The sequence below is a fragment of the Pseudoalteromonas sp. CNC9-20 genome, from assembly GCF_022347875.1.
Classification (GTDB): domain Bacteria; phylum Pseudomonadota; class Gammaproteobacteria; order Enterobacterales; family Alteromonadaceae; genus Pseudoalteromonas; species Pseudoalteromonas ruthenica.
Map to the genome: position 1 here is coordinate 289,684 of NZ_JAKRFS010000005.1, position 25,988 is coordinate 315,671.

Genomic DNA, 25,988 nt, shown 5'->3' on the forward strand with positions numbered 1-25,988 from the left:
AAGAGAGTTCCATGTTCTCACAATTAAAACCTTTACCGACAGATCCAATTCTTGGGCTTATGGCTGCGTTTAAAGCCGACACCAATGACAAAAAAATTGACCTAGGTGTTGGCGTATACAAAGACGAGCAAGGGCAAACCCCTGTATTGAAGGCCGTTAAAAAGGCTGAAGAGTTTCGTCTCGCCAATGAAACCACTAAGTCATACATTGGGCTGGCCGGTAATTTGGAATATTGTCAGAAAATGGAGCAACTGCTACTTGGCGATGCTCACCCGGCTTTGCTAGCGGACCGTGTGCGTACAGCTCAGGCTCCAGGTGGCACGGGTTCGTTACGGGTGGCGGCAGAGTTCATTAAGCGTTGTAATGAGCAAGCCACGGTGTGGGTGACTACGCCAACATGGGCCAACCACATTAGCCTATTTGAAGCGGCTGGCCTGAATGTGAAAGAGTACCCTTACTATGACTATGATAACAAGGGTTTGTTATTTGATGACATGGTGAACACGCTCAGCCAAGTGCCTGCGGGTGATGTGGTGCTGTTACATGCATGTTGTCACAACCCAAGCGGCATGGACTTGAATTTTGCGCAGTGGCAAAAAGTAGCTGAAATCGCTAAAGTTCAAGGCTTTACAGTACTGGTTGATATCGCCTATCAAGGTTTTGGTACGAGTTTGGATGAGGATGCTGCGGGTTTACGCCATTTGGCCTCGCAGGTAGATGAGCTAATCATTTGTTCGTCATGTTCGAAAAATTTCGGCTTATACCGTGAGCGTATTGGTGCCTGTTCGGTGATCTCAAAAGATCAAGCCACCGCTGATATTGCTAATTCAGTGATGCTCAGTGTGGTACGCAGTATTTACTCGATGCCGCCGGCACACGGTGCAGATATTGTTAATACTATTCTTAGTAGCGACGAGCTAACTGCGATGTGGCACCAAGAGCTTGATGACATGCGCTCTCGTATCAATGGTTTGCGTTCATTGCTTAAGGATAAGTTAAACGACAAATGCGAAGGTATGGACTTCTCATTTATTGAACGCCAGCACGGTATGTTCTCTTTCCTAGGGATTAACAAAGAACAGATCGAACGCCTACAAAAAGAGTACTCAATCTACATTGTCGGTTCTAGCCGTGTAAATGTGGCAGGGGTAAGCAAAGATAATATCGATTACTTTGCCGATGCCGTTGCAGCGGTTACTAAGTAACGCGAATGATAAAAAAAGCCAGCAATGCTGGCTTTTTTTATGTCTAAGAAATAGCTTTACGCCTCTTTGGCTTTGAGCTCAGTAACATTTTCCTTATCACTTGGCTCTTTGCTGGCTTTTTTTGTGGCCTTTGCTGCAGGCTTGGTACCTTTAAGTACGTGCATAAAGTCGTCTTTTTGTTTTGCTATTTCCAACGACAGGCTTTCTACTTGTTGCTCACTTAAGGGAACATCAACGCCGCCTAATAACTCTTCTAAGCTTTCGGCAATATCGAGCATCTTATCATAGGCATCGGCTTCTTTTTTGCTAGTAAAGGTCATGCGCTCGACTCCGTCTCGTTCTACAACGTATTTAGTTACAACAGCCATGGCTTCTCCTCAAGGGTACTGTTTTTTTATACAGTAAGGGTAGTGGTTGGCGATTCGCCCGTCAAGGGTTTTAATCATTCCTTTTAAAGGGTTAAGCATTTTTACCACAAAAAAGCACGACTTTATCGTTAGTTTTATTTGACACATCTCAGTAATTATTCTTTATTTACTTTTGAAGTAACACGGATTTTTACTTTAACTTCTAAGGAGAGAAGCATGAAGCTACTAACCGCACTCTACACCGCCTGTGCGCTTGTACTTACCCCAGCAGTGGTCGCTGCTGAGGCACCTCAACAAGCGAGTGAGCAGGTAACCCCAGCCAAACTTGATATTAACCAAGCATCCGAAGAACAGCTACAATCGCTGCCGGGCATTGGCCCCACTAAAGCAGCCGCCATCATCGAATATCGTCAGGTGCAAGGCAATTTCCGTAGTGTTGATGAGCTAGACGCTGTGCCAGGTATTGGTGCAAGTACGTTGGCGCAAATTCGGGAATTGGTGAAGGTAAGATAGTGGCAAAGTATTGCTGATAAACCAAAGGGCAACGTTTAGTTGCCCTTTTTATGTGCGGCGATGGCTTCATCAAGGTGAAACAGTGCGAATGCATGGCGCACTGGGAGCACAATAATAGGATAGGCGATGCCGGCTAAGAGCAGCCATGGTAACATGTGCCAGCCTTCAAAGCGCACCAGCAGCAGAAATAGTGGGGTGATCAGCAGCAGTTTAATAATATTGAGCATGACTCGGCGCTGCGCTGATAGCCTGTTTAATGAATCCGCCACTATAGCGAGTCGCTCATGGTGACTGAGCGACTTGAGTTTCGGAATTTGACTGGGAAGAAAGTAAATCATGAAGCCTTAGGTTTATAAAAAAAGCTGCTTAAGGTAATGATAATTGCAACGACTGCCATCACCGCAAAGATCACTTGCATCCACCCAGGCATTGATAACCCCATAAATTGCCAATCAATGTTGCCACAATCACCGGTAGCAGCAAAAAAGCTCGGCAGCCACTCGTGTAAAGGCATAAAGCTTGGGAAGTTAGGTTCAAACTCGCATACGAAGGCAAACGGATCTGTGGTGGTTTGCATCATGATATGTTCTTTGGCGAGCAAGAAACCCCATATACTGGCAACCAGCCAACTCGCCAGCGCCACTAGGCGTAAATACATATTTTGTGGATTAATACAGCCTAGTAAGGCCGCAAATAGTACACCTAAGACTGCTGTACGCTGATAAATGCACATAATGCATGGCGCTAAGTCCATGGCATATTGGAAATACAAAGCAGTTGCTTCGAATACGGTGGCAATCACCGCTAACAGTACCCAAGGCGCACGTTGGTGCGATAACTTACCTAACCAGCTCATAGTTAACTCACATCGTTATTGATGGGCTGATTATGCCACGCCCTCGGCGCTATGCAAGCGTATTAGCGGCCGCAAAGGTAAGCTCAGTGGCGTGCCTAAGCACTTAATTTAGCGCCATTTGTGTACTGGTTAGTATTGTTAAGTGAACAAAAAAGCTAATGAATCATTTAAAGCGGTAGGCTGGCTTCCGTTTTTGCTTATGAATCGTAAAGTACGTTCCATTTATGGGAATTTTGATGCCGTGCTCTTCTACGTTCAAATAACTCTTTCTTGCCCCAAAACAAGCTAGAAAATTTTGCTCAAAGGACTAACAACACCGCTTACGCCTCTCTGTAAAACATGAGTGTATATTTGTGTTGTCCTCATATCGGAATGACGATGTTGAGCTTGCAGTGCTCTGAGTAAATATTGCTTCGCCAGCATAAACTCGACGATGTGGTTTAAAATGATGAACAGTTTTTCATTGAGTTAGCCCCAATAAAATACTGTGTTCATATACAGTTTTTTATGTTTTTCCTATAGTCAGGAAAACAATTCAATGGGTCGTTTTGTCGTGTACACATTTAGAGCAATGTAATGTAACTTCAATGCTGGTAAGTACTTTCTAAATTTGCTATCAATGGTCTAAGGACAAAAACAAGACAGATAGCGGCAGAAAAACGACCTAATCGCTCGATATTAAATTGTTAGAATGCTATGTAATTTCATCATAATATTTGGCTTAAGAGAATGAAGTTTTTTACTATGAAACCGGATATGCAGTTTTTCCTCCGTAGAGGTTTATATCAAGAAATCCGCTTAATGATGGCTTTTATTGAGCAGCAAAATTACCAACTTGATAATTACATATCAAACTTCTCAGATATGCTCGTTAAGGGTGGAACTGGCATATCAAGTAATGAATATACTAACCAAGTATCCGTTCAAATATAAGTAATGAAGAATATGATTTAGAATCCACTTTTAAAAAGGATTTGCCTAATTACATTAAAAAGTCTCAAGTATTAATGTTATGGGCAATGTTGGAAGATGCACTTGGCTATATTGTGCGTGAACTTAGTAGACAAGAAAATGTTAAGCCCAGAACCAAAAAAAGATATGAATCTATCTTTATAAATTATCTTAAATGGCTAGAAGAGATTGATGAACGGGATTTTATTAGTGAAAGTTCAGTACAATTCTTAGATGGTAATGTAAGAAAAGTAAGAAACTCCATAGTCCATGGTAAGCCTCTAGATGTTGTTCATGACGGTTATGAAATAACGGATACTGGAATAGTAATTTCAGATAAATATGTGTGGGAAATTTGCATGTCAATAGATAGTTTAGCATGGCGGATATAAGCACTCTAACAAAGCAAATTAAAAGAGCGGACAAAAAACAGTTGGCTTTGTTCGTGCCTCACAAATGATAGCCAACTATTTTTAGCCGTTTATTTGTGGCGTTAACTGACAGAGGAGAATCTGTTTGTCGTTTAAGGAACTCTTATATTTAGATAAAGATTTCATATCGTCGCTTTATGAGGAGAGTAAAGGTGTGTCTCCTGATGTACTTATTACTAAATCAGAGGGATTAAATGCAGGTGCGAAGGCATTGTTTCTAAGCGCTGGTGCTGTTACTAACGAGAGCAAATCGTTCAAAGTTTCGACCTTCAAAATGCTTGAAGAATTAGCTCCTGAGCTAAGTGAATTTGAACAAGTTGAAGGTGAAATAGAGCACTCAGTTGGCTCTCCATCAAAATACGGCTGGGTTCAAGGAACGATGAGTATCAGCGGCTGTAAAGTTACAAGAGAGCGGTATACCTATACGTTTACAACAGAGAGTAGCTCACACCCCCCTAGCTCCGTTGATCACAATGCCATGCCTGCTGAAGAACTGGTCGCTGATGAGAAATATTTTGCAATTAAGGATAATTTCGGTAATGCATTCGCCTTGGTTCAATCCGAAGAATTTTTTCTATCTGGAATTGAATCTTTGATTCCTCTTGCGGGCTCTGTCGTTGATCATGTTTCGTTTCCTGTAGAGGCTTTGCTTAGAGTGCTACCTGCAAAAAATTCATTTGGTGGCTGGGTATCCGTGCCTCTTATTGTACGTGAGCAAGACAGTTAACAATGCAGCTTACTAACTCGTCGCAACGCTCCTCGGGGGCAAAGGCCACAGCGCGGCAAGCCGCTGGCCTTTGCCCGTGGCTGCGGCGTTGGAAGTAAGGAATAGTATGGCTGAATGCATTTACTGTGGGAAATCAGAAAAGCTTACAAGAGAGCATATTTTGCCATCTTTTGTTTATCAGCATCATTACCAAATCGAAGGCCAGAATACTGTAGTAGGGTGGAGAGAAAAACCTGAAAAGGTAATCGCGGGTGAGGCAATAATAAAGGATGTTTGCTCCAATTGTAACAATATTATCCTATCTGAATATGACTCACATGTTAAAGGCGTGCTTGAAAGCGCTGATATTTTTCAAAAGAATTTCTTGTGCAAAGAAACATCATTCCACTACGACTATGCTCTTTTATCTAGATGGCTTCTTAAGGTTTCTTACAATTCTTCAAGAGCTAGTGGCAAGCAAATCAAAGAATTTGAAAGCTTTAAGCATTACATACTTGATAAAACGCTTGAAAACAGTAGCTATTTTCTTACATGTGGCTTACTCAAGCCAGTCAAATTATCTGAAGAAGAGTTTATTCAGCATAGGCAAGCATTTGGCCTCAATAAGCCAGGATATATCAACCCATTTTTCACTTGTATTTCTTGGGCCCCAAACTTACAGGATGGATATACCGTAAAACAGATAGTTATTGGTGCTCTAGTTTTTCATATTTGTGTGTTTACAAATAAAATGAATCGTGAGGAAAAAAAGAGAGTCAAAAAGCAACATCTAGCTTCCTGTAAAGGTATGAAGGTTATTTCTGTTAATAAAACCAAACATAAAGCAATGCAGTTACCTATAACATTCCTCGACTCTATGGCTCCACACATGTTACGTGATAATGTTAGGCCTGAAATGGATAAACTTCTATCAAGTCAAAACACAGGGACTAACTAAGCTGTGCGCCTTTTGCAATGCTTCGCATTTTATCGCAAAAGTTACCCTACTTATTTGGCCCGTGTTTGAGGCATTACCGAATAAATACTCTAACGCGTCTCTGTCCAAGAACTTCTCAAGTTGAATTTTTACCCGTGGCACTTTCTGGCTCGAAAGTGCCCCAAAATGAGTAAGAGCAATTGGTCCATTGATGTCACTTTTTCACAATTTTGCATAACACAATTTATGAGATATCTGGATTAGGGTCGATTAAGTTAAAGTTTTAAAACTCTATGGTTTCACAGTTACTCTAGTTGTGCAAACATCAGCATATTGCTAGTCTATTCACTTTAAAAACAGTAGCCTACTGAGATTTCTACTTTTGTAAAGTCAGAACAGGTACGTTTTGAAATAGTCCGTTTTTATGATGACGGTATAACTTGTTAGCATTTAAGGGTAGATAAAAATGGAACCAATTACATTGGCAATTGGTGGGGCGTCATACTACGTTGCTGTCAAGTTTGTAGACCAATTTATATCTCAGGAGGGATATGGCTGGTTTCGAAAGCAGCTTTTTCCTAAGGAAAGGTATGTAGACAGGCTCTATCAACTTATCGAGGAAACCGCTTTAGAGTTTGAAGTTGAATACCCAATAGATTCAGACAAGGTTCCGTTCTATCAATCTCAGCCATTATTTGACGTGCTAAACGAATATACTTTGTTTAAAGAGTTTCCTGATAAAGCTGAGGTAGTGAATAAGTTTAGTGATTGTCCTAGTGTGCTTCCTCCAACTCAAAAACAACTTGAACGTTTTTATGCGATTCTAGCGCTTAAAATAAACAAGTGTACAACGTTAAAAAAGCTCCATATCGAAGAAAGTTATAAGGAAAAGATATTCGATATCAATGAAGAGCTGATTCAAATGAAACTTCTATTACGCTCTATAGACGAGAAGCTCACGTTTCACCTAAGTGATGATTGGTTAAATGAGAAAAACAGACAGGCAATAGCTGATTTAGGTGGACGATACACACCTGAATTAAACTTAAAGTTAGAAATAGCAAAGATCTTTGAGGGTCTTGGGAGAACTCAGGATTTTTCGGAACTCTTTTTTTCACATATAGATAGCTTTCTGATTAAAGGAAACAAGCTCTGTACGTGTGATGAAATATCCTCACAGCAATCTGTAATATCTAAATCTTTAACTGAAATTACAACCTTATACCAAGAAATTGATTTTTCTATATTAACTAAAATACCAACAGATGAACTTTGTAACAGTATTACTTCCTGCAACAATGCAGTAGCAGAATCTGAATCGGTACTGTGGAAACTGCGTGAAGAAGCAAAAGCAGCTGGAGAGTCTAATGATTACAGTGATAAATACTCATCAATTTTAAGGGAACTTAGGGATTTTGATTATGAGTGTAACAAGTTAAGTACTTTCTTAAACTCCATAACAGTAAACTTGTCGAACAATCCGTTTTTACTTCTTGAAGGGGAAGCTGGCATTGGTAAGTCTCACTTACTTGCCGATGTTGTTGAAACAAGAATTAAAACTGGTTCTCCATCTCTTTTCTTATTAGGGCAACAGCTCACTTCTGATGAATCTCCTTGGGTACAAATTTTTAAAAGGTTACAGGTCGATACTACATCCAATGATTTTCTAGAAAAGCTTAATTTATATGCTAAAAAAAATAATAAGAGGGTTTTGATATTTATCGATGCGATCAATGAAGGGAATGGCAATAAGTTTTGGGATGATAATATAAATAGTTTTGTTGAAGATATTAAAAAATTTGATTGTCTAGGTTTAATAATATCAGTTAGGTCAACGTATAAAAATATTACCATTTCTGATGAGAATGTATCACGCAATAACTTTGAAACTCATGAGCATATTGGATTTAAAAACATTGAGCTGGAAGCTGTTAATTTATTCTATGACAATTACAATATAGAGAGACCCTCTTCTCCCAACTTAAACCCAGAGTTCAAAAACCCATTATTTTTGAAATTACTATGCGAAGGAGTTAAGAAAAGTGGATTAAGTAAAGTTCCAGTGGGTTTTCATGGGATATCCAAAATTCTCAGTTTTTTTATTACTGGTGTCAACAAGTCGCTTGCGTCACCTAAAAAGTACAGTTTCGATTCCAGTTTTCCATTGGTTAATGACGCACTAAATGAATTAATCAAGCTTAAGGTGGGTTCAGGGGCTAAGAGTATACCTCTTAAAAATGCGCATGTTGCCGTCCAGTCTGTTGTTCGAGACTATGTTAACGATAAAACTTTTCTTAACGCATTAATAGATGAAGGGTTGTTAACAAAAGGAATTACTCGAAATGACGAAAACGTTGTTGAAGAGGTAGTATATATATCTTTTGAAAGGTTTGATGACCATTTAACAGTAAACTACTTACTTGACGGCGTTGAAAATATTGAAGATGAGTTTAAGGCGGGAGGTCGTCTAAGAAGTTACTTTAAAGAAGAGTGTGACTTTTACTACAACCAAGGAATTGTTGAGGCTCTTTCGATTCAATTGCCTGAAAAATATGGAAAAGAACTCTATGAGTTACTGCCAGAGTTTAGTGAGCATGATTACTTAATAAATTCTTTTATTGATAGTTTAGTTTGGAGAGAAATTTCTGCGATAGATTTCGAAAAACTTAAACCGTTTATAAATGACAATGTGCTTCAGTTGAGGGGTACATTTAGCCACTTTTTAGAAATACTGATTTCAATTTCAGGTATTGAAGGACACCCATTTAATGCTAATTTCTTACATTATTGGTTATCTAAGCATCCCTTGCCAAACAGAGATGCATTTTGGACTACTCAATTAAAATATAAGTATAGTGAAGACTCTACGTTCAGGCATTTAATAGATTGGGCTTGGGATGACTTTGATAAGAGTTACATATCTGATGATTCAATTGAGTTAGTTGCTACTGCGCTTTGTTGGATTTTCACTTCAACCAATCGAGAATTGAGGGATTGTTCAACTAAAGCTTTAGTTAACTTGTTAGAAAATAGAATTCCAGTATTGGTTAGGATAATCGATAAATTTGATGCCGTAGATGATCCTTATGTATGGGAGAGAGTGTTAGCTGTTGCCTTAGGTTGTGTACTGCGAACAAAGGATCATCATGAGCTAGGCACTGTAGCTGAAATAGTTTATACAAAGGTCTTTGATACAGAGGATGTATATCCACATATCCTCTTAAGAGACTACGCAAGAGAGATTATAGAGTATGTTTCACACCTTGGATTGATAACAGAAAAGATTGAATTGTCCAAAACTAAGCCCCCATACAAAAGTGAATGGCCTGATGACATACCAACTAAAGATGAGCTGAAAAGTCTTTATGATCAGAAAGGCTACTGGGATTTGTGGAGTTCAGTTATGGGGGGGGGTGACTTCTCTAGGTACACCATAGGCACTAACTCTAATCATTCAGATTGGTCCGGGTGTAGATTTGGCCAATCCCCTGTAAATAGGAAAGAAATATTTAAAAATTTTAAGAGCGACTTATCGGAAGAACAGCTTGAGTTATTTAGTTCATTAGACCCTATTATTTATGCTGAAGACTCTGATGATTTGGTTATAGGTGAAACTATAATCCGCATGGGAGTCGCTTTAGGCAGAAAAACAGAAGAAGAGCTACTTTCGAATAAATTAGCTTTTAAAAATGCTTTACCAGAAAACACTTTAACTATTTATGAAAGAGATATTGAACCATACCTTGATCATAACAACAATTTATTAGATACAGATGCTCATTTTGATCTTAGGCTAGCTGAATGTTTTATTTTTAATCGCGTAATAGATCTAGGTTGGTCTCCTGATAAGCATGGTGATTTTGATAAAAACATTGGCACAGGCAGGGGACGGCATGAATCCCATCAAGAACGAATAGGTAAAAAATATCAATGGATTTCATTTCATGAATTTATAGCAAGACTTTCAGATAATTACATCCGCTATGAGGGATACGGCGATGAGCGAAAAGAGTCTCCTTACCTAGGTCCTTGGGAACCCTATGAAAGGGATATAGATCCAACAATTCTGCTTAAAAATACAGGAGATAAATGCATACCTCTTGAAGATAAGTGGTGGGTTAGTAAAGAATCTTTTCAGTGGGATTGTACTTTTGAAAATTGGGTAAAGGATACTTCTACGTTGGATAACCCGCAGGGGTTGATTGAAGTCAAAGACAATAATGGTGCTGACTGGCTTGTTCTGGAAAGTTATCCGTCTTGGAAAGAGCCTAAAGAAGTAGGTAAGGAAGACTGGGGACACCCACGGAAAGAGGTTTGGTGTCATCTTAGAAGTTACTTAGTTAAGTCATCTGAATATGAGCATTTTAAAAACTGGGCTGAAAGCCAACATTATATGGGGCGATGGATGCCTGAAAGTACAGATAGATATCAGTTGTTTAATAGGGAGTATTACTGGTCTGAGGCTTTTAAGTTCTTTAAATCTGATTACTATAGCGGCGCGGACTGGGTAACAGTTTCAGACAAAAAGACAGGGACTAAGATTGCTGATGTTGGTGTTACTACTATCGGTTATCGTTGGGAAGAAGAGTTCGATCAATCAAAGGCTGAAACTTTAAGTTTTCTTAAACCAAGCTCTCTAATTTTTGACAATATGAAATTAAAACATGGTTCTCAAGAAGGTAGCTATATCGATAAGGCTAACAATGTTGTTTGTTTTGCTGCTGAAGCTCTACACGATACAAAAGCACATTTATTGGTAAAAAAAGAACCATTTTTGAAGATGCTAAAGGATAATGATTTGGAGGTTGTTTGGACTTTGTTAGGTGAAAAAGGTGTGATTGGTGGCTCTTTTTCTTCGAACCATAATTATGGACGTATAGAGTTTAGCGGTGCTTTTTACATTAATGATGATCACATTGAAGGAAAGCATAAGATTTTCACTACAACCTGCAGTGGGTAAGAGAATGTGGCCAGCCACATTTAGGCTGGCCACATGGTAGCAATACCAAAAGTAATCCGAAAAGTCAGAGTGCTTTATTGTTCGTAACTCGGAATTGTCCAAATATGCGTTATGTTCAACGTCTGCTCACACTCAATGTTGGCCTTGAGATCGCTACTAGCGCAAGGCAGTCTCCCCCGCATATGTTAATTACACAACATAGAAACCATCAAACAAACTTCTTCAGCACATTTTCAATCGCTTTTTGTTAGCGCTCATTCAGCCAGAGGCTCCTGCAACTCGAACTTCTAACATCTATAAATAAGGGTTCTGTATTAGGGTTACTCTATAATACAAATCACATCCTGCCGAATGTCCTCATTTGCAATGGCAACTGCAAAACCGTGACTGGGCGAGTGTGCTTGTTAGTTGCTTCGCATCTGGTACAATCAGTATGTTAAGATCAATAATAATATTTTTAGTAGTGAAGTGGACGTTAGATGAGAATATTCAAAGCCAAAAGCCCAGCTGGATTTGCTGAGGAGTACATAGTTGAGTCCATCTGGAATGGCGAGTTTCCGCCTGGCTCAATTCTTCCAGCTGAGCGTGAGCTATCGGAACTGATTGGCGTCACTCGCACTACCTTGCGTGAGGTATTACAACGCCTAGCCCGCGATGGCTGGCTGACCATTCAGCATGGCAAGCCCACGCGCGTGAACAACTTTTGGGAAACCTCAGGGTTGAACATTCTTGAGACCTTGGCCCGTCTTGATGAAGACAAAATGCCAGAGCTGACTGATCAGCTGCTTTCTGCGCGTACGAACATCAGCGCCATTTACATGCGCGCAGCGATTAAAATAGACCCAGAACGTGTAAAAGAAATTGTTGCAGATAGAGAAACTGTAGAAGACACAGCGCAGGCCTTCGCTGATTATGATTACCTTGTCCATCACCAATTGGCAGGAGCAGGGAACAATAAAATCTATGTATTGATTTTAAATGGCTTTAAAGGTTTTTACTCTAAAATTGGCTGCCACTATTTCTCTGACCCGCGTACTCGAGAGCTGGCGCGTCAGTTCTATTCAGACTTAGCCGAGCTTGCCGAGCAGCAAGACCACGATGGCGCAATCGCCCTGATGCGTCGCTACGGCCATAAGAGTGGCCAAATATGGCAAGAGATTCGTGGCAATATGCCCGAAGATATTATGGATTAAGTAACCTAAAAGCCCGCACTAGCGGGCTTTTTTGTGCCCAAGGCAAAGGCGTTGGTGTCAATCAGTTTTATCGATGATAGCTATCGCTAAATGCGATTGTTCTTTTGCGCACAGGGTCAGTACCATATTGCGCAGAATTAGGTGCAACGTGAATTTTGCGTGATGGGGTTGGTTTTTGCTTTTTCGTCACTATATTTAGTTGCACATACATAAAATGCTTTGTCGCATTTGCCGTCAAAGCCACTGTGTTAACGATAAACTCAAACTATTGGAGATTACAATGGGTGTATTAGTAGGCCGCAAGGCACCAGATTTCACAGCAGCTGCAGTGCTAGGTAACGGCGAGATCGTTGAAGACTACAACCTACACGAAAAAATCAAAGGAAAGAAAGCGGTTATCTTTTTCTACCCACTTGATTTCACATTCGTTTGTCCTTCTGAACTTATTGCTTTCGACAAGCGCTATGAAGAGTTCCAAAAGCGTGGTGTTGAAGTAATCGGTGTTTCTATCGATTCTCAGTTCTCACACAACGCATGGCGTAACACTGCCGTTGCTGACGGCGGTATCGGTAAAGTTAAATATGACCTTGTTGCTGACGTGAAGCACGAAATCTGTCAAGCGTTCGACGTAGAGCACCCAGAAGCGGGCGTTGCTTTCCGTGGTTCTTTCCTAATCGACGAGGAAGGCACAGTACGTCACCAAGTAGTTAACGACCTACCACTAGGCCGTAACATCGACGAGATGCTGCGCATGGTTGACGCTCTAGCGTTCCACAGCGAGCACGGTGAAGTATGTCCTGCTGGCTGGACTGAAGGTAAAAAAGGTATGGACGCAAGCCCTGAAGGTGTTGCTAAGTTCCTATCTGAAAACGAAGGCGACCTATAAGTCGACCCCAGGTTTCAAGAAAAACCGCGCTTTAGCGCGGTTTTTTTATGCCTGAAAATAGCTGTAAGCCTGTACTACAATAACTAAAATCGGTACCTTCATCATAACTTCATTCTTCTCAACTAAGATTTTAGTTTTTATAACAAGGATATGTGACATGCGCGCAGTATTTTCTATGATGCTCATTCTGTTTTGTAGTGGGGCGGCTTACGGCCAATCGGCTACTCAAAATCCCGCCACGGTGATCATTTCCATCGATGGTTTTCGTCATGACTACATTGAGCATTTCGATACTCCGGCGCTAGCTAAATTAAGCCGTCAAGGAGTGCGGGCGCTGCGCATGAAAACGGTTTATCCGAGTAAAACTTTCCCCAACCACATCAGCATCGCCACAGGTCTGCTGCCCAGTCACCATGGTATCGTGGGTAACCGTTTTTGTGATAAACAGCGGCAACAGTGCTATGCCATGGGTAAAGGGCAGGCCGATACCAGCTGGGTGTCAGGCACGCCACTGTGGAATTTAGCTGAGCTACAAGGGGTGAAAGCCGCTACCTATTACTGGCCAGAATCGGATGCGCGTTTCAATGGCCGCACTGCGTCTTACTTTTATCCGTATTCTAGCCATGGCAAGCAGTCCCATCGCGTAGAGCAAATCATTCAATGGCTTAAGTTACCCAAGCAGCAGCGCCCCAAACTCATTATGAGCTACTTTTCTGAGGTGGATAGCCTCGGCCACAAGTATGGGCCCAACGCGCCGCAAACCAAAGCAGGAGCCTTAGGAATCGATCGCCTTATTGGTGAGCTGTGGCGCAGAATAAATACCGAGTTAGACACCAAGGTGAACCTGATTGTGGTCTCTGATCATGGCATGAGCGAAGTAAACCCCGATGCTGGTATTCCTTTAGCATCGCTCAACATCGATGATGGGTTTAAAGTGATTAACTCTGGCACCCGGGTGGCTATTTATCAACATCAAGCGTCTACGCGCGCTTTGCAGGCACTGCGAGAGCGACTGCACAAGCAGGCGGCGGATCAATATCAGGTGATGAGTAAGGAGCAACTGGCTCAGTATGGTGTCACTATGGGGCCGAGACAGGCTGATATTGTGCTGCAAACGCGCCCACCGGTGGTCTTTACGCAGCCAGATCATCACTATCTGGGCACCCATGGTTTTATCGACGATGACAATATGGATGCTGTGTTCTTAGCCGTGGGCCCAAGTTTCCACCAAGGAAAAACGCTGGCGCAGGTGCGTAATCTTGATATTTACCCTATGGTGGCACATATCCTCGGCTTAGAGATACTGACCCCCATCGACAGTGACGGTGCTACCTTGTGGCCAGCCTTGTTGTCACCGCCAAAGCGCGAGCCTGACACGCGCAGCAACTAGGGGTTGTTGCTGGGCTGAAATCCAGACATAAAAAAACCGCCATAACGGCGGTTTTTTTATGTCATTGAAGGCTTATTGAAAGCTCACTGCTTTGCGCTCTTTACGCTGGCCACGGCCTTTAGCGTTAGGGTCGCGGAAACTGCGCTTTTTGCCTTCACCTCGTGGTTCACGTGCCTCACGTGGTGCACGTGCTTCGCTTTGGCTAAGTGTCAGCTTCATAGGACGCTTGCAGATATACACTTTTTGGAAGTGCGCCAGCTTGTCCTCAGGCATACCTTTTGGTAGCTCAACGGTACTATGAGCGTCAAATAAACGAATGTCGCCAATAAACTTGCTGGAGATATCCGCTTCATTAGCAATGGCACCGACGATATTTTTCACTTGTACGCCGTGCTCGCGACCCACCTCAATACGGTACGTATCCATTGGCGTGTTAGCATCACGACGCTCGCGGCGAGGTTTATCACCGTCGCGACGACGATCGCCTTTGCGCTCACTGCGTTCACCACGCTCTGGACGTTCCTTCGCTTTGATTTCCTCGACCTTCAACGGCGACTGTTGCTGTGCCAGATAAAGTAGCGCGGCGGCTAAGTCACCTTGGCTCAATTGCAACTTGTTACCTAGGGTATTGGCTACTTGCGCAAAGAACTCACTGTCTTTGTGCTCCAGCGCAGCAGCCACTTTCTTCTCTAGACCATCAATACGCTTTTGCTCAACGACTTTAGCGCTCGGCAGTTCTACCTGAGCGATGTCGCTCTTGGTGTGGCGCATAATGTTCTTAAGTAGGTAACGCTCATTGCCCTTAACGAACAAAATAGCTTTACCTTGACGACCTGCACGGCCAGTACGACCGATACGGTGTACATAGGCTTCGCTGTCTTGTGGGATATCATAGTTAACCACTAGGCTGATGCGTTCAACATCTAGGCCTCGTGCTGCCACGTCGGTAGCTATAACAATATCAAGTAAACCATTTTTAAGGCGGTCAACGGTGCGCTCACGCGCCTGCTGGTTCATATCACCGTTTAATGGTGCGGCAGAGAAGCCTTCGCGCTCAAGGAGCTCAGCCAACTGCACAGTGTCGTTACGAGTACGCACAAATACAATGGCAGCATCAAAGTCTTCGGCTTCTAAAAAGCGCACAATGGCTTTGTTTTTGTGTACACGCGCTTGCCAGTACACTTGCTCGATAGTGGATACTGTGCTGTTGCGTGGCGTAATACGCACTTGCTCTGCGTCTTGCAAATAGGTTTTGCAAATAGACTGAATCTGTTTTGGCATGGTCGCCGAGAACAAACAAGTTTGCTTGTCTTCTGGTGTTTGCGCCATGATGCTTTCCACATCATCAATAAAGCCCATGCGTAGCATTTCGTCGGCTTCATCCAATACCAATGCACTTAAGCGTGATAGGTCGATAGATTTACGACTGATGTGATCAAGTAGACGACCCGGAGTCGCGACAATGATTTGCGCACCGCGACGTAGGGCGCTGAGCTGAATACCGTAGCTTTGGCCGCCGTAAAGCGCGAGCACTTCTACGCCCTTAGTAAATTTTGCGTATTGCTCGAATGCTTCTGCAACCTGGATTGCGAGTTCACGGGTGGGAGTAAGCACAAGCACTTGCGGATATTTCGCATCCGCATCCAAGTTATTCAACAATGGTAAGGCAAAGGCGGCGGTTTTACCCGTGCCTGTTTGTGCCATTCCCAATACGTCCTTTTTGTCGAGTAAAAGAGGAATACATTGAGCTTGGATCTCGGAAGGAGTCTCATAACCCAATTCGCTCACTGCTTTTAAAGTAGCAGGAGAAAGGTGTAACGACTCAAAGGTGACTGGTTCTGACATTAAAACGCCTCAGGGAATTCAAAGAGGCGCGCATTGTACAGGAATGAAGCAGTAATTGCTTGTATAAATTACAACTATTTCCTATGTACTTGGTTTTGTATGAAATTTAACCAGTGGTGTTCGTTGCGCTTAGATTTAGTTACGGAGAAATCACGTAAATTTAACGGTTTAACGCGTGTGTACTCAGCCTGTTTTGTTGCTATAAACGCATTAAAACTGACGGGCCAAAGAGAGTTTGTCAGCTCGAAAATGGCGCACAGGGGGCAAAAAAAAAGCCGAGTATGATCCCGGCTTTTTTATCGTATTAGTCTTGGTATAGACCTAAATTTTCTTTCGCGTAAGCTTCGAACTCAGTAAACCCACCAATGTGCGCCTGATCGATAAAGATCTGCGGCACTGTTTCACATGGTTTGCCGGCTGATTTTTCTAAATCCGCTTTGCTGATCCCTTCTTTAACGATATCGATATAGCGGTATTTGAAATCATCGCGGCTTTGCGTCAGTTGCTCGGCAACATCTTTTGCGCGTACGCAGAAAGGGCACCCTTCACGGCCAAAAATAACAGTTAGCATAATTCTCTCCAGTGCAGTTAAAAACGTTAGGTTTGCAGTGTAGCGAGGTTCGTCGCCGGGGTAAAATAAGCAAAAACGATTTCTATATTCGCTAAAAGCGATTAACTACGATAAACGGTTTTAATTAGGTGGTAACCAAACTTGGTTTTCACCGGCCCGTGTACTTCCAATAGCGGCTTTTTAAACACCACATCGTCAAAGGCTTTGACCATAGTGCCGCGCTGAAATTCACCCAAATCGCCGCCACGTTTCTTTGATGGACAAGTGGAGTATTGTTTCGCGAGTTTATTAAAGTCGCCGCCTTTGTCTAACTTGGCTTTGATAGCCAAGCACTCTTCTTTGCTCTTCACTAATATGTGATATGCACACGCTTTTGCCATAACTGCGTCCTAAAATGAATATCGATAAGGGGTGACCACGTCGAGCACCTTTTGCTTTTCGCCCATGCCGCCAATGCGATAGGCGGTGCCTTGGTGACTCAGTAAACCCCGGTGGTCCATGGTGCCCTGTTGGGCATGCTCTAAACGTTGCCAACGATTAGTATCAGTATCGAAACGCCATACCTGATTTGACGGCGAACTGGGTTTACCATTATAGCCGATACCGTTGTAGTTATAAGGGTTAGGGGAGCCCGCCATAAACACCAGCTGGCCATTGATTGTTCCCGCTGCCATACGATAATGACTCTTGCCGGTGGGGTGGCTAATCATACGCCAATCAATTTTTGTTGGCTTGTCGGGGTGGATGATCCCTTTAAAACATTGGGCTTTGCCATCGAAGCCTCGGCGTTTATCAATATAAGCAACGGTTTTTACGCCATCACACACCACCATGATATTACCTTTAATTGCACCGGCGTGACCAAATACTGGCTCGCCTAAAAAAGGCGACGCTTGTTGCCAAGTATTATTAGCAATATCATAGACTTGTACTAAGTTCACGTTGCCATCATTGTGCCAGCCACTGATCAAGTAGATAAACTTGTCTTGGTAATTCAACGCAACGCTATCATCGACAGGCACGGGCATATCGGCGAGGCGCTGGTAGCTGTTGGTTAGCACATCAAAACGATAGGCGTCGGGCGCTGAAATTTCACTGTGATCGTCGGCCACGGTATAGCCACCAAAAACATAAGCGTATGGGCCCACTCCCACAGCAGTCGCTGCCAACCGGCCTTTTAACTCGGTACTGGCGGGAACACTTTTTTTGGCCTTGCCATTGCCCCTGGCCAATTTTTAATGCCCACACTTTATTGTGCACGTCCTCATGACTTTTCCCAGCACCTAACCCCATGAAGCTAATAAAATAAGGCCCTTGTTCCGTTGTCACTTGGGCGACCGCATTATTGGTCACTGGCTCGGGTAACGCTGGCAGGGTTTTTGTGGCCCACGTTGGCGCGCAGAGCATGCTCAGCGCCGCGACAAAGCAATGTCGTTTATTCATCTCTACCTCGGTATTTTATGCCTAATTCACTGGAGTAGCCCATAGAGCGGGCAGTTATGCGCAGTGATTCATCAATAACATAATAGGTTGGGAATGCAGATATTTTATATTGCTTAGCGGTTTGTGCGCTACCTAAAAGTATGGGCATGGATAAAGAGAGGTCAGCGACAAAATCTTGTACTTGTTGCTCACTTTGATAATCAAGGGCAACGGCCACAGCGTTAATGTCGCCATCATCCATTGCCGATTGTAAGTTAGGCATGGACACCTTGCAGATAGAGCACCATGGCGCAAAAAAGTATACCACGGTGGTTTGCCCCTGGAGTTCTTTGATGCTGTATCGCCCCTGTTCATTGAGTTGTGTTAAGGCAAAGTAAGGCGCGGGGGTGTGATCGGTACTTAGCAGATTGCGCTGTTGAAATGCGCTGACAGCAAAGAAAACGATCGCAATAACAATAATCTGCAATAAAATTTTTTTCATATTTAACTTAAAATTCATAGGCTTAATAAATTAGACCGGATAGTGGCAGAAAAAATTTTGCATCTTTTTCTTGAAAATAAAGACGCTGTCCATACATCAGTTAGTGAGGACGCCGGAAAGGGTCCCAAACTAAGTAAACTTATTGATTTAAAACGTAAATGTTACTTGTTCATCGTGAAAAGTAGCAACTAATATCGCTTAATTATGAGGATATCATTATGCGTACAGTAGATTTATCACCACTATATCGTTCATTCATCGGTTTTGACCACCTTGCATCACTTATGGATGCGGCGGCACGCACCGATAAGCAGCCAAGCTACCCACCTTACAACATCGAGGCATTGGGTAAAGACCAGTATCGTATCACCATGGCGGTGGCTGGATTCAGCGAAGATGAGCTGAGTATTGAGTCAGAGAACAATACTCTGAAAGTCGCCGGTATTAAGGCTGACAAAGACGACAAGCAAGAGCGAAAATTCATTCATCAAGGTATTGCTGAGCGCAACTTCGAACGTAAGTTCCAGCTTGGCGACCATGTTAAAGTGCTCGGCGCAGGGCTTGAAAACGGGCTCCTAGTCATTGACCTAGAGCGAGAGATCCCTGAAGCCTTGAAGCCACGTAAAATTGAAATAGGCTCTGGCAATTTGCTTGAGAGCAAATAATTTCTAGTCATTCTCCCTGTGTTTACGCCGCCCAACCGGGCGGCGTTTTTGTGTGGATAAACCGATGCGTAAAACTGATAAGAAAAAAGACAACACACTGCGCAAAGCGCTGACCCGCTTTTGTAATGAACATTGTGAGCCGTTGTCAGGTTTTGCGTGGCTGACCCACGTTATAGATTGGCAGCGAGCCGATAACCTCAAAGTAGTCGTGGTGTTCGCCACCGATGAGCAGTTGCGTTCCTTTTTAGGCTCACAAATGCGCCCGCAATTGGAAGCGCAGTTGATGGCGGTGCTCAAGGCCGAGGACTTAGCTATGCACAACCCGAAAAAACAGATAGTCTACGACACTGAACAGCAGTGCAAAGTAGGCCACAATGGTAACTGGGCACGGCGATTAAGCCACTTTTAGAGAGGATCTATGCCTACAGCGGCCATTTTTGTAGATGTACAAAATATTTATTACACCTGCCGTGAGAGCTTTGCGCGCAATTTTGACTACAACGCCTTTTGGCGCGAGGTAAGCGCTAAGTACGAAATAGTTACCGCCATCGCTTATGCCATTGATCGTGGCGATAGCAAACAACGAGAATTCCAAAATATCCTCCGAGCCATTGGCTTTGAGGTCAAGCTGAAACCCTATATTCAGCGTGCTGATGGTTCGGCTAAAGGCGATTGGGATGTGGGTATCACCCTTGATGCTATGGAGCATGGAACGCAGACGGATACCACCATTTTACTCTCTGGTGACGGTGATTTCGATATGCTCGTCGCCAAGCTACGTCATGAACGTAATAAGCGCGTCGAAGTGTACAGTTGTGCGCCGTTGACGGCGACATCCTTGATCAATGCCGCCAGCCATTTCCGCGCTATAGACGATACGCTATTGTTGGGCTAATTGCTCTTCCAACTGTTGCTTGGCTTGCTCTAAGGCGGCAATTTTATCCCGAGCAAACTGCAGCTGTTCCGGCGAGATGCCTTCTCGCTCTCCCCGCGCTAGCCAAGTTTTAAGGAGCGCAACTTTATCTTTTGCGGCACTGATATAGGCGCGTTTAAAGTCGTTGTGTTGGCGCTGCTGGTAGCGCTGATAAGCTTGGTGATCGTGCAAATCACCTTGATAAGCGTCGTCTTGTTGCCGGTCTTTGGCGATAGGAGGCACATATTGCGGCTCTGTGATAGGCGTTTGAGCGCTTATCTGTTTAGGGGCGTCAACGGCTTGCGAATACTGTGTTTTACTCTGGCGAGCAGAGACTGCCTCTTCGGCTGCCACTGCGGGGGTATCACGCACTGACAGCAAGGTGGGCGAGTCGCTGCGGGCTTTGATAGCCCCAACATCGGCGCTCAAATACCAGGCTAGAGCGCCTATAAGCAGTATTAAAAGCACTGTGACTCGTTTCATCCGGCTGCCTCCATGTGCGCGCGCCACGCCTTAAATTGTGCTTCATAGTTCTGCTGTGCCTGCTCCTTAGCGAGTGCCTCAATGGCTTGGTAACGCACCGTTTCGCTGTTTTTAGCATAGTATTCATAGGCTTTTTCCGTACTCATTAGTACTAGCCACTTGTTTTCAGGCGTGCGTACTGGGCGCGATAAGGTATCTGTTGGCAACGTGAATGCCAGTTGCTTGGCAAATACCGGGGCGCTGTCGTTATCGCGACTTAATACGCTATTTTGTTTGCCGAATACGTTTTCTTTGTCGCCCATTGCGCTAATAAAACCCTGACTTTTGGCTTGTTGATAGAACTTTTGCGCTTGCTCATGCTGATCAAACTGAACACCGTAAGCTCGTACTTTGGCAATATAGCGAAAGCGCTCGCGGTGACGCTCATAATAGGCAACGATATCTTGCTCTTTGATGTCCTGTTTGAGGCGCTCCAGCTCACCGCTGCTGCCGTGCATGGTTTGTTGTACGCCGAGCTCGGTTAATAGGCTAGGGCGAAGAATATCTGCCAAAGCGATGTCTTGTAGGCGCTCAAGGCTGAGCTGATGGCTCTTGAGCAGAGGGCTCACCAATAGGGCGCTTTGACGAAATCGATGCCAACGTTGCAACTCGCTATGAAATACGGACATGTCACCTTGATGCAACTTATATTTTATCTGCATCGACATGCTCTGGTAAAAATCTGCCATGTTCAAGGTGTTAGATAATGCCGTGGCATCCAGTAGCTTGATGCCTGCGAGCTTATTCACGGTGGCTTGATTGAGTGCACCATCGGCCGGGTAGTTCCCCAGTGTGCGGCGTAACCAATCATCATTGTAAGCAGGGTTAAGCGCCAACGGCGCTATGGCATTGTCGTCTAACCAGCCTTGAGCCTGCCAAGCGCTCAGTAAGTAGCGGCGCACATGATAGTGATTGTTGAAGCCCACGGTAGCTTGGCGAACCACTAATGATGGAAAACGCTGATGTGCTTGGTGTAGCAAAAAAGCATTCTCCACCAACCTTTGACGGGTGTGCGCCGCTAAATCGGCACTGTGTTGTTGGTATACAGTGCGCATAAAGCGCACTTCAGCATTGCTCGGCAGTTGCGAGAATGACGAAAAAGATAGGCCAATAAGGCCTATCCAGATAAAAATCCTGAACCCCATTAACGCTGCTCCATGGCATGGTTAAGCAGGTGCACGACCATGGCAATAGCATGAGGAATAACAAGGCGTCCGGTGTTGACCCGATCGTAGTGATCTTCAGAGTTAAGTACGATGCCGCCTTGAGCGTAACTAAACGCCCCCCCTTGCGTGAGGAGTGGGCGAATATCTTGTTGTTGTGGGTCAAGGGCGCTAAAGCTATCCATGGCATCACGCACTAGGCTCATATCATTGAGCTGCTCTTGGTCATAGTAGTCTTTTACCCAACCCTCCCAACTAGAGTGGTTAAGTGCTGAGGTTGTCCACGTATGGTGTGGTTGCAATAAGTCTGTGGTGTGAAAGACAAATCCCAGCACCTGTGGGTTGCCGCTTTGCAGGTAGCTTTGATACCAGTACTGGCCCAAGTTATCTAAAGGTTGGAAGGGCATATCCTCAAAGTCATCGTACATGCTGTATTGCGAGTGGCTACCGATACGGTAGTTGCGCTCGGTGACGCCATAGCTATTGTATTTGCTACTGTCGGCATTGAACCAACCGGTCTCACCACCTTGACCATCATCGAGGTAGTCCCCCTTGAGCCATGTGGCGGCTAGTTTATCTACATCGCCCCAGACCGTGAGCTTTTGATAATTGTAGCCACCAAAATCATTGCCATGCACGTCGGCACCTTGGCTGTGATTTTGAAAGTGCCAATAACTGGTGTATTTAACGATGCTTTTCGCAGCACCCCAAAGTGGCGCTTGTACGCACGACCCGGTTATTGCACCGCAAAAGAAGGTATCTTCAAAGTCATCCACATCATAAGCTGACTGGCCCAGTAAATCGGCGAGAATGTCTACCGACATATTGTTTTGTTGTGCATACTGCTCAAGCTCAGCATAGGCTGTGGTATTCGGATTCTGCTGCATATAAGCAACGGCATCGATAACGATACGCTTATGAGTCTCTTGGCTAAAAGCATGTGCTTGGCTGGTGGCCGCACTTGCTATCAGCAGTGCGGCAATAAGGTGTTGTTTTTTCATAATGTTCCCGTTTTTTAAATGGTAAGTGTATTAAAATGGGAACGTCTTACATTGAGGTTACATAAAGGTTAATTATTTGATCTATTTTTATGTCTTTATAATTTCTCTACATTATCGATGCACCACTGCGCTCGTTCTAACACCTGCTGTTGCTGGCGCTTGTCTTGTTTATCCCAATTTCGGTAGATCATGCCGATGCGGTGATTATTCCCGAAGCGCTCGCGGTGGCGAACCATAAAGTGCCAGTAAAGACTGTTAAATGGGCATGCCTGCTCGCCTACTTTTTCGCGAACGTTATAGTGGCAGTGTTTGCAGTAATCGCTCATTTTGTTGATGTAGTTGCCACCACTGCTGTAAGGTTTGGTAGCAATAATGCCGCCGTCGGCAAATTGGCTCATGCCCCGGGTGTTGGGCATTTCCACCCATTCAATGGCGTCTACATAAATACCTAAGTACCAGGCATCGACGGCATCGGGGTCAACGCCAAGTAGTAGGCAAAAATTGCCGGTGATCATTAAGCGCTGAATATGGTGGGCGTAGGCATAATCAAGGCTTTGACCAATAGCATGGCTAAGACAAGCCATATTGGTTTTTCCATGCCAGAAAAACTCCGGCAGTGGCGCCGAGGCCTCGAGAGTATTTAACGAGCTATATTTGGGCATGTTAGCCCAATAAATCCCACGCACATACTCACGCCAACCGAGGATTTGTCGAATAAAGCCCTCAACCTGAGCTAGGTTTATGGCGCCATCACTTTGCTCATAGGCTGAAGTAGCCTCGTTGATCACTTGCATGGGGTGCAGCATTTTACTGTTTAGCGCGAATGATAAGCGGCTGTGATAAAGGCTCCACTGGCTGTCACTTTGACAGGTCATGGCGTCTTGGAAGGTACCAAAACAAGGCAGTAAGTGGTCACAAAAATAGCGCAGTAATTGCTTAGCCTGTTTGCGGCTCACAGGCCATAATAACCTGTCACTGCCTTGGCCTATAGTACTTACCTTATGGCGGGTGATGCGCTCTTTGATGCTACGCACATCGTTGTCAAAGCACAGTGGCTGAGGCAGTTCGGCGAGGTCTTGCTGGTTTAGCTTATTGCGATTTTCTTTATCAAAATTCCACCGCTCCCCCAAAGGCTTGTCGCCCTGCATCAACACCTTAAAGCGTCGGCGCATTTTACGATAAAACTGCTCCATAGTGTGATGGGTATCGGCCTGAAAGTAATCGCTCAGCTCATTAAAGCCCAACAAGAAGTGCTCGCTATCATAGGCATTCAAGGTGATGTCTGCACCGAGGTTTAAGTCGCGCAGTTGCTCATATAAGCGATATTCATCAGGCAGTTGGTAGCTGAGGGTATTGGCACTAAAGCGCTCCACCTGCGCCTTGAGTAGGTGCGCTAAATCATCGTAACCCTGTGTATCATCGAGAGTCAGATGAAGAACACGGTGCCCAGCTAATTCCAGGGCTTCGGCAAAGCGAGCCATAGCAGCGAAAAAAGCACACACTTTTTGAATATGGTGCTGGGTATACTGCATTTCTTGGTGTAGCTCAGCAATGATATACAGTACATCGTCGCACTTATGCTCAAACCAGCTATGTTGCGCATTTAACTGATCGCCGAGAATAAGGCGGATTTCTTTGTAGTTTTCACTCATGAGTCACGCCTTGTTGGGGCCAGCCGGTGTAATCTTGATAGTCGATGTCGCTTTGGCTCGCTTCGCCTTGCCAACGGCTAATAAACTCGCCATCGGGATCAAATTGCTGTTGTTGTTTCGCTAGATTGAAATGACGGCCGCCACGAGGGTCGGCCCCTACGCCCGCGATATATTGCCAATTGCCGTAGTTGCTGGCGCTGTCGTAATCAATCAACATGCGCTCAAAATAGGCGGCGCCATAACGCCAATCAAGATTGAGTTCGTTGACAAAGCAGCTAGCAACAATTTGTCTGCCCCGATTAGACATCCAGCCAGTGGTATTAAGTTCATGCATCAGGGCGTTAACCAACGCATAGGGGGTGTTGCCTTGGCACCACGCTTGGTAGCGCTGAGCGTAAAAGCTGGTTTGTGGCTTAGCGCTATTGGCGCCTGCAAAACAATATAATTGCTTACCTTGTTTTATAGCCAGCCACTGAAAGTACTCGCGCCACAATAGTTCAAAGTAAATCCAGTACGTTGATTCGTTGGCACCGTGCTGTGCTTCATAGTTACGCAATTTGCTGAGCATCAGGCGTGCACTTAAAGCGCCGTTTGCTAACCAAGGTGACAGTGCCGTCGAAAAGTGCTGACCTTGAAGCGCGTTGCGCGTTTCTTTATAGCGACTGGGTGCATCCGTCGCAAAATAGTTCTCAAGCGCGTGTGCAGAGCTTTGTGCAAACCAAGGCGTGAGTACAGAGGTGGATGCATCACCTTGGGCATAAAGGTTTTGCCTAACGGGGACGCTAGGAGCAAGCTGTGTTGGCGCTGCAAGCGGTTCATCGGCACTTAGCTCAGACTCAACGGCTTTGCGGAATTGACTAAAGGTGCTAGGTAACTCATCCACAGGGCCTGGGAGTTGTGCCAAGGTGAACAGCGTATGATCATGATCTTGAATCAGCTCAATAGCGTTGTAGCGCTCTTTAATATGAGCGATAGCCATTCGCTCATCCCAGCCATGCTGATGCCCTACGCCTAGGTGAGTGATGTCATGAACGCCAACCAGTTCGTCGAGTGTCTTAAGATTATCAATGCAGCAAAGTGAGTGATGATAAGGCGCTAGTGCTTGGCCCAGGTGGTGTAGTGTTTGCTCAACAAATGCAGTGCGCGCAGGCCCTTGCTCGCGAGCATTGTAAATGGCGCGCGATGGCACAGTGAGTGTGTGCAACGGACAATACGCCAATATAAGCCGATCAACTTGTGAAGATAATCGCCTAAGTGTCTGATTGTCTTCTAATCTCAGATCGTGATAAAAAAGATAGAGCCCCGTTTTCATGGTGCACCTCGGTTATTACGAATA

At 44.3% G+C, this 25,988-nt stretch carries 25 protein-coding genes and 1 pseudogene; 12 read left to right on the forward strand and 14 right to left on the reverse strand.

The window, feature by feature from the left end; translation table 11 throughout:
• Positions 1 to 11: 11 nt before the first annotated feature.
• Positions 12 to 1,205 (forward strand): amino acid aminotransferase, encoded by a 1,194-nt coding sequence (locus tag MHM89_RS13950; protein ID WP_022944739.1) that lies wholly within the window; start codon positions 12 to 14, stop codon positions 1,203 to 1,205.
• A gap of 56 nt (positions 1,206 to 1,261) precedes the next feature.
• Here MHM89_RS13950 and MHM89_RS13955 read toward each other — a convergent pair whose 3' ends face one another.
• A complete protein-coding gene (locus MHM89_RS13955; protein WP_053911165.1) occupies positions 1,262 to 1,573 on the reverse strand; it encodes a YebG family protein in 312 nt (103 codons plus the stop codon).
• A 216-nt stretch (positions 1,574 to 1,789) separates the two neighbouring features.
• Between MHM89_RS13955 and MHM89_RS13960 the strand changes: the two genes are divergently transcribed.
• Positions 1,790 to 2,086, forward strand: a complete 297-nt coding sequence (locus MHM89_RS13960) for a ComEA family DNA-binding protein (protein ID WP_138510590.1) — start codon at positions 1,790 to 1,792, stop codon at positions 2,084 to 2,086.
• 35 nt (positions 2,087 to 2,121) lie between these two features.
• Here the strand turns inward: MHM89_RS13960 and MHM89_RS13965 are convergent, their stop codons facing one another.
• The 3 genes and pseudogenes from MHM89_RS13965 to MHM89_RS13975 form a co-directional block, all read right to left on the reverse strand.
• A complete protein-coding gene (locus MHM89_RS13965) occupies positions 2,122 to 2,424 on the reverse strand; it encodes a DUF6170 family protein (protein WP_045979845.1) in 303 nt (100 codons plus the stop codon).
• Positions 2,421 to 2,942, reverse strand: coding sequence for a disulfide bond formation protein DsbB (dsbB, locus tag MHM89_RS13970; protein WP_022945073.1), 522 nt, complete (start codon positions 2,940 to 2,942; stop codon positions 2,421 to 2,423). Before dsbB ends, MHM89_RS13965 begins: the two co-directional genes overlap by 4 nt.
• A 285-nt stretch (positions 2,943 to 3,227) precedes the next feature.
• Positions 3,228 to 3,344, reverse strand: a pseudogene (locus tag MHM89_RS13975) (integron integrase); the annotation flags it as partial.
• Positions 3,345 to 3,961: 617 nt separating this feature from the next.
• Between MHM89_RS13975 and MHM89_RS13980 the strand changes: the two are divergent.
• The 7 genes from MHM89_RS13980 (at position 3,962) to MHM89_RS14010 (ending at position 14,396) form a co-directional block, all read left to right on the forward strand.
• Complete coding sequence (locus tag MHM89_RS13980) at positions 3,962 to 4,285, forward strand: hypothetical protein (protein WP_239409055.1); 324 nt, start codon at positions 3,962 to 3,964, stop codon at positions 4,283 to 4,285.
• A 124-nt stretch (positions 4,286 to 4,409) separates the two neighbouring features.
• Positions 4,410 to 5,051: a hypothetical protein gene (locus MHM89_RS13985; protein ID WP_239409056.1), complete on the forward strand. Its 642-nt coding sequence runs from the start codon at positions 4,410 to 4,412 to the stop codon at positions 5,049 to 5,051.
• 106 nt (positions 5,052 to 5,157) lie between these two features.
• Complete coding sequence (locus MHM89_RS13990) at positions 5,158 to 5,988, forward strand: hypothetical protein (protein ID WP_239409057.1); 831 nt, start codon at positions 5,158 to 5,160, stop codon at positions 5,986 to 5,988.
• Between the two features lie 445 nt (positions 5,989 to 6,433).
• Positions 6,434 to 10,927 (forward strand): AVAST type 2 anti-phage system protein Avs2, encoded by a 4,494-nt coding sequence (avs2, locus tag MHM89_RS13995; RefSeq protein ID WP_239409058.1) that lies wholly within the window; start codon positions 6,434 to 6,436, stop codon positions 10,925 to 10,927.
• A gap of 479 nt (positions 10,928 to 11,406) precedes the next feature.
• Positions 11,407 to 12,120: a fatty acid metabolism transcriptional regulator FadR gene (gene fadR, locus MHM89_RS14000; protein ID WP_022945083.1), complete on the forward strand. Its 714-nt coding sequence runs from the start codon at positions 11,407 to 11,409 to the stop codon at positions 12,118 to 12,120.
• A 280-nt stretch (positions 12,121 to 12,400) separates the two neighbouring features.
• Positions 12,401 to 13,006: a peroxiredoxin C gene (locus MHM89_RS14005; RefSeq protein ID WP_022946413.1), complete on the forward strand. Its 606-nt coding sequence runs from the start codon at positions 12,401 to 12,403 to the stop codon at positions 13,004 to 13,006.
• A gap of 157 nt (positions 13,007 to 13,163) precedes the next feature.
• Positions 13,164 to 14,396, forward strand: a complete 1,233-nt coding sequence (locus tag MHM89_RS14010; RefSeq protein WP_022946412.1) for an ectonucleotide pyrophosphatase/phosphodiesterase — start codon at positions 13,164 to 13,166, stop codon at positions 14,394 to 14,396.
• A gap of 72 nt (positions 14,397 to 14,468) precedes the next feature.
• Here the strand turns inward: MHM89_RS14010 and MHM89_RS14015 are convergent, their stop codons facing one another.
• The 5 genes from MHM89_RS14015 to MHM89_RS14035 form a co-directional block, all read right to left on the reverse strand.
• Positions 14,469 to 16,241: a DEAD/DEAH box helicase gene (locus MHM89_RS14015; RefSeq protein ID WP_152441031.1), complete on the reverse strand. Its 1,773-nt coding sequence runs from the start codon at positions 16,239 to 16,241 to the stop codon at positions 14,469 to 14,471.
• Positions 16,242 to 16,545: 304 nt separating this feature from the next.
• Positions 16,546 to 16,812, reverse strand: coding sequence for a GrxA family glutaredoxin (locus MHM89_RS14020; protein WP_022946410.1), 267 nt, complete (start codon positions 16,810 to 16,812; stop codon positions 16,546 to 16,548).
• A 101-nt stretch (positions 16,813 to 16,913) separates the two neighbouring features.
• Positions 16,914 to 17,192: a peptidylprolyl isomerase gene (locus MHM89_RS14025; protein WP_022946409.1), complete on the reverse strand. Its 279-nt coding sequence runs from the start codon at positions 17,190 to 17,192 to the stop codon at positions 16,914 to 16,916.
• A 9-nt stretch (positions 17,193 to 17,201) separates the two neighbouring features.
• Positions 17,202 to 18,044 (reverse strand): galactose oxidase, encoded by an 843-nt coding sequence (locus MHM89_RS14030; protein ID WP_343224230.1) that lies wholly within the window; start codon positions 18,042 to 18,044, stop codon positions 17,202 to 17,204.
• Between the two features lie 203 nt (positions 18,045 to 18,247).
• Positions 18,248 to 18,736, reverse strand: a complete 489-nt coding sequence (locus tag MHM89_RS14035; protein WP_026111316.1) for a TlpA disulfide reductase family protein — start codon at positions 18,734 to 18,736, stop codon at positions 18,248 to 18,250.
• Positions 18,737 to 18,954: 218 nt separating this feature from the next.
• Between MHM89_RS14035 and MHM89_RS14040 the strand changes: the two genes are divergently transcribed.
• The 3 genes from MHM89_RS14040 (at position 18,955) to MHM89_RS14050 (ending at position 20,296) form a co-directional block, all read left to right on the forward strand.
• On the forward strand, positions 18,955 to 19,401 hold the full coding sequence (locus MHM89_RS14040; RefSeq protein WP_022946406.1) for an Hsp20 family protein: 447 nt from the start codon (positions 18,955 to 18,957) through the stop codon (positions 19,399 to 19,401).
• Between the two features lie 64 nt (positions 19,402 to 19,465).
• Positions 19,466 to 19,810: a hypothetical protein gene (locus tag MHM89_RS14045; RefSeq protein ID WP_239409059.1), complete on the forward strand. Its 345-nt coding sequence runs from the start codon at positions 19,466 to 19,468 to the stop codon at positions 19,808 to 19,810.
• Between the two features lie 9 nt (positions 19,811 to 19,819).
• Entirely contained in the window at positions 19,820 to 20,296 is a 477-nt protein-coding gene (locus tag MHM89_RS14050; RefSeq protein ID WP_045979830.1) for an NYN domain-containing protein, read from the forward strand.
• Here MHM89_RS14050 and MHM89_RS14055 read toward each other — a convergent pair.
• From MHM89_RS14055 to MHM89_RS14075, 5 genes are all read right to left on the reverse strand, one after another.
• A complete protein-coding gene (locus MHM89_RS14055; protein ID WP_052698238.1) occupies positions 20,282 to 20,797 on the reverse strand; it encodes a hypothetical protein in 516 nt (171 codons plus the stop codon). The genes MHM89_RS14050 and MHM89_RS14055 overlap by 15 nt on opposite strands.
• Positions 20,794 to 21,981 carry a peptidylprolyl isomerase gene (locus tag MHM89_RS14060; RefSeq protein ID WP_239409060.1) on the reverse strand — a complete coding sequence of 396 codons (1,188 nt, stop codon included), beginning with the start codon at positions 21,979 to 21,981 and terminating at the stop codon, positions 20,794 to 20,796. The genes MHM89_RS14055 and MHM89_RS14060 overlap by 4 nt, the downstream gene beginning before the upstream one ends.
• Positions 21,981 to 23,000 (reverse strand): phospholipase, encoded by a 1,020-nt coding sequence (locus MHM89_RS14065; protein WP_138510617.1) that lies wholly within the window; start codon positions 22,998 to 23,000, stop codon positions 21,981 to 21,983. The genes MHM89_RS14060 and MHM89_RS14065 overlap by 1 nt, the downstream gene beginning before the upstream one ends.
• A 95-nt stretch (positions 23,001 to 23,095) precedes the next feature.
• Entirely contained in the window at positions 23,096 to 24,652 is a 1,557-nt protein-coding gene (locus MHM89_RS14070; protein WP_239409061.1) for a cryptochrome/photolyase family protein, read from the reverse strand.
• Entirely contained in the window at positions 24,645 to 25,964 is a 1,320-nt protein-coding gene (locus MHM89_RS14075; protein ID WP_239409062.1) for a DASH family cryptochrome, read from the reverse strand. Before MHM89_RS14075 ends, MHM89_RS14070 begins: the two co-directional genes overlap by 8 nt.
• Between the last annotated feature and the right edge of the window lie 24 nt (positions 25,965 to 25,988).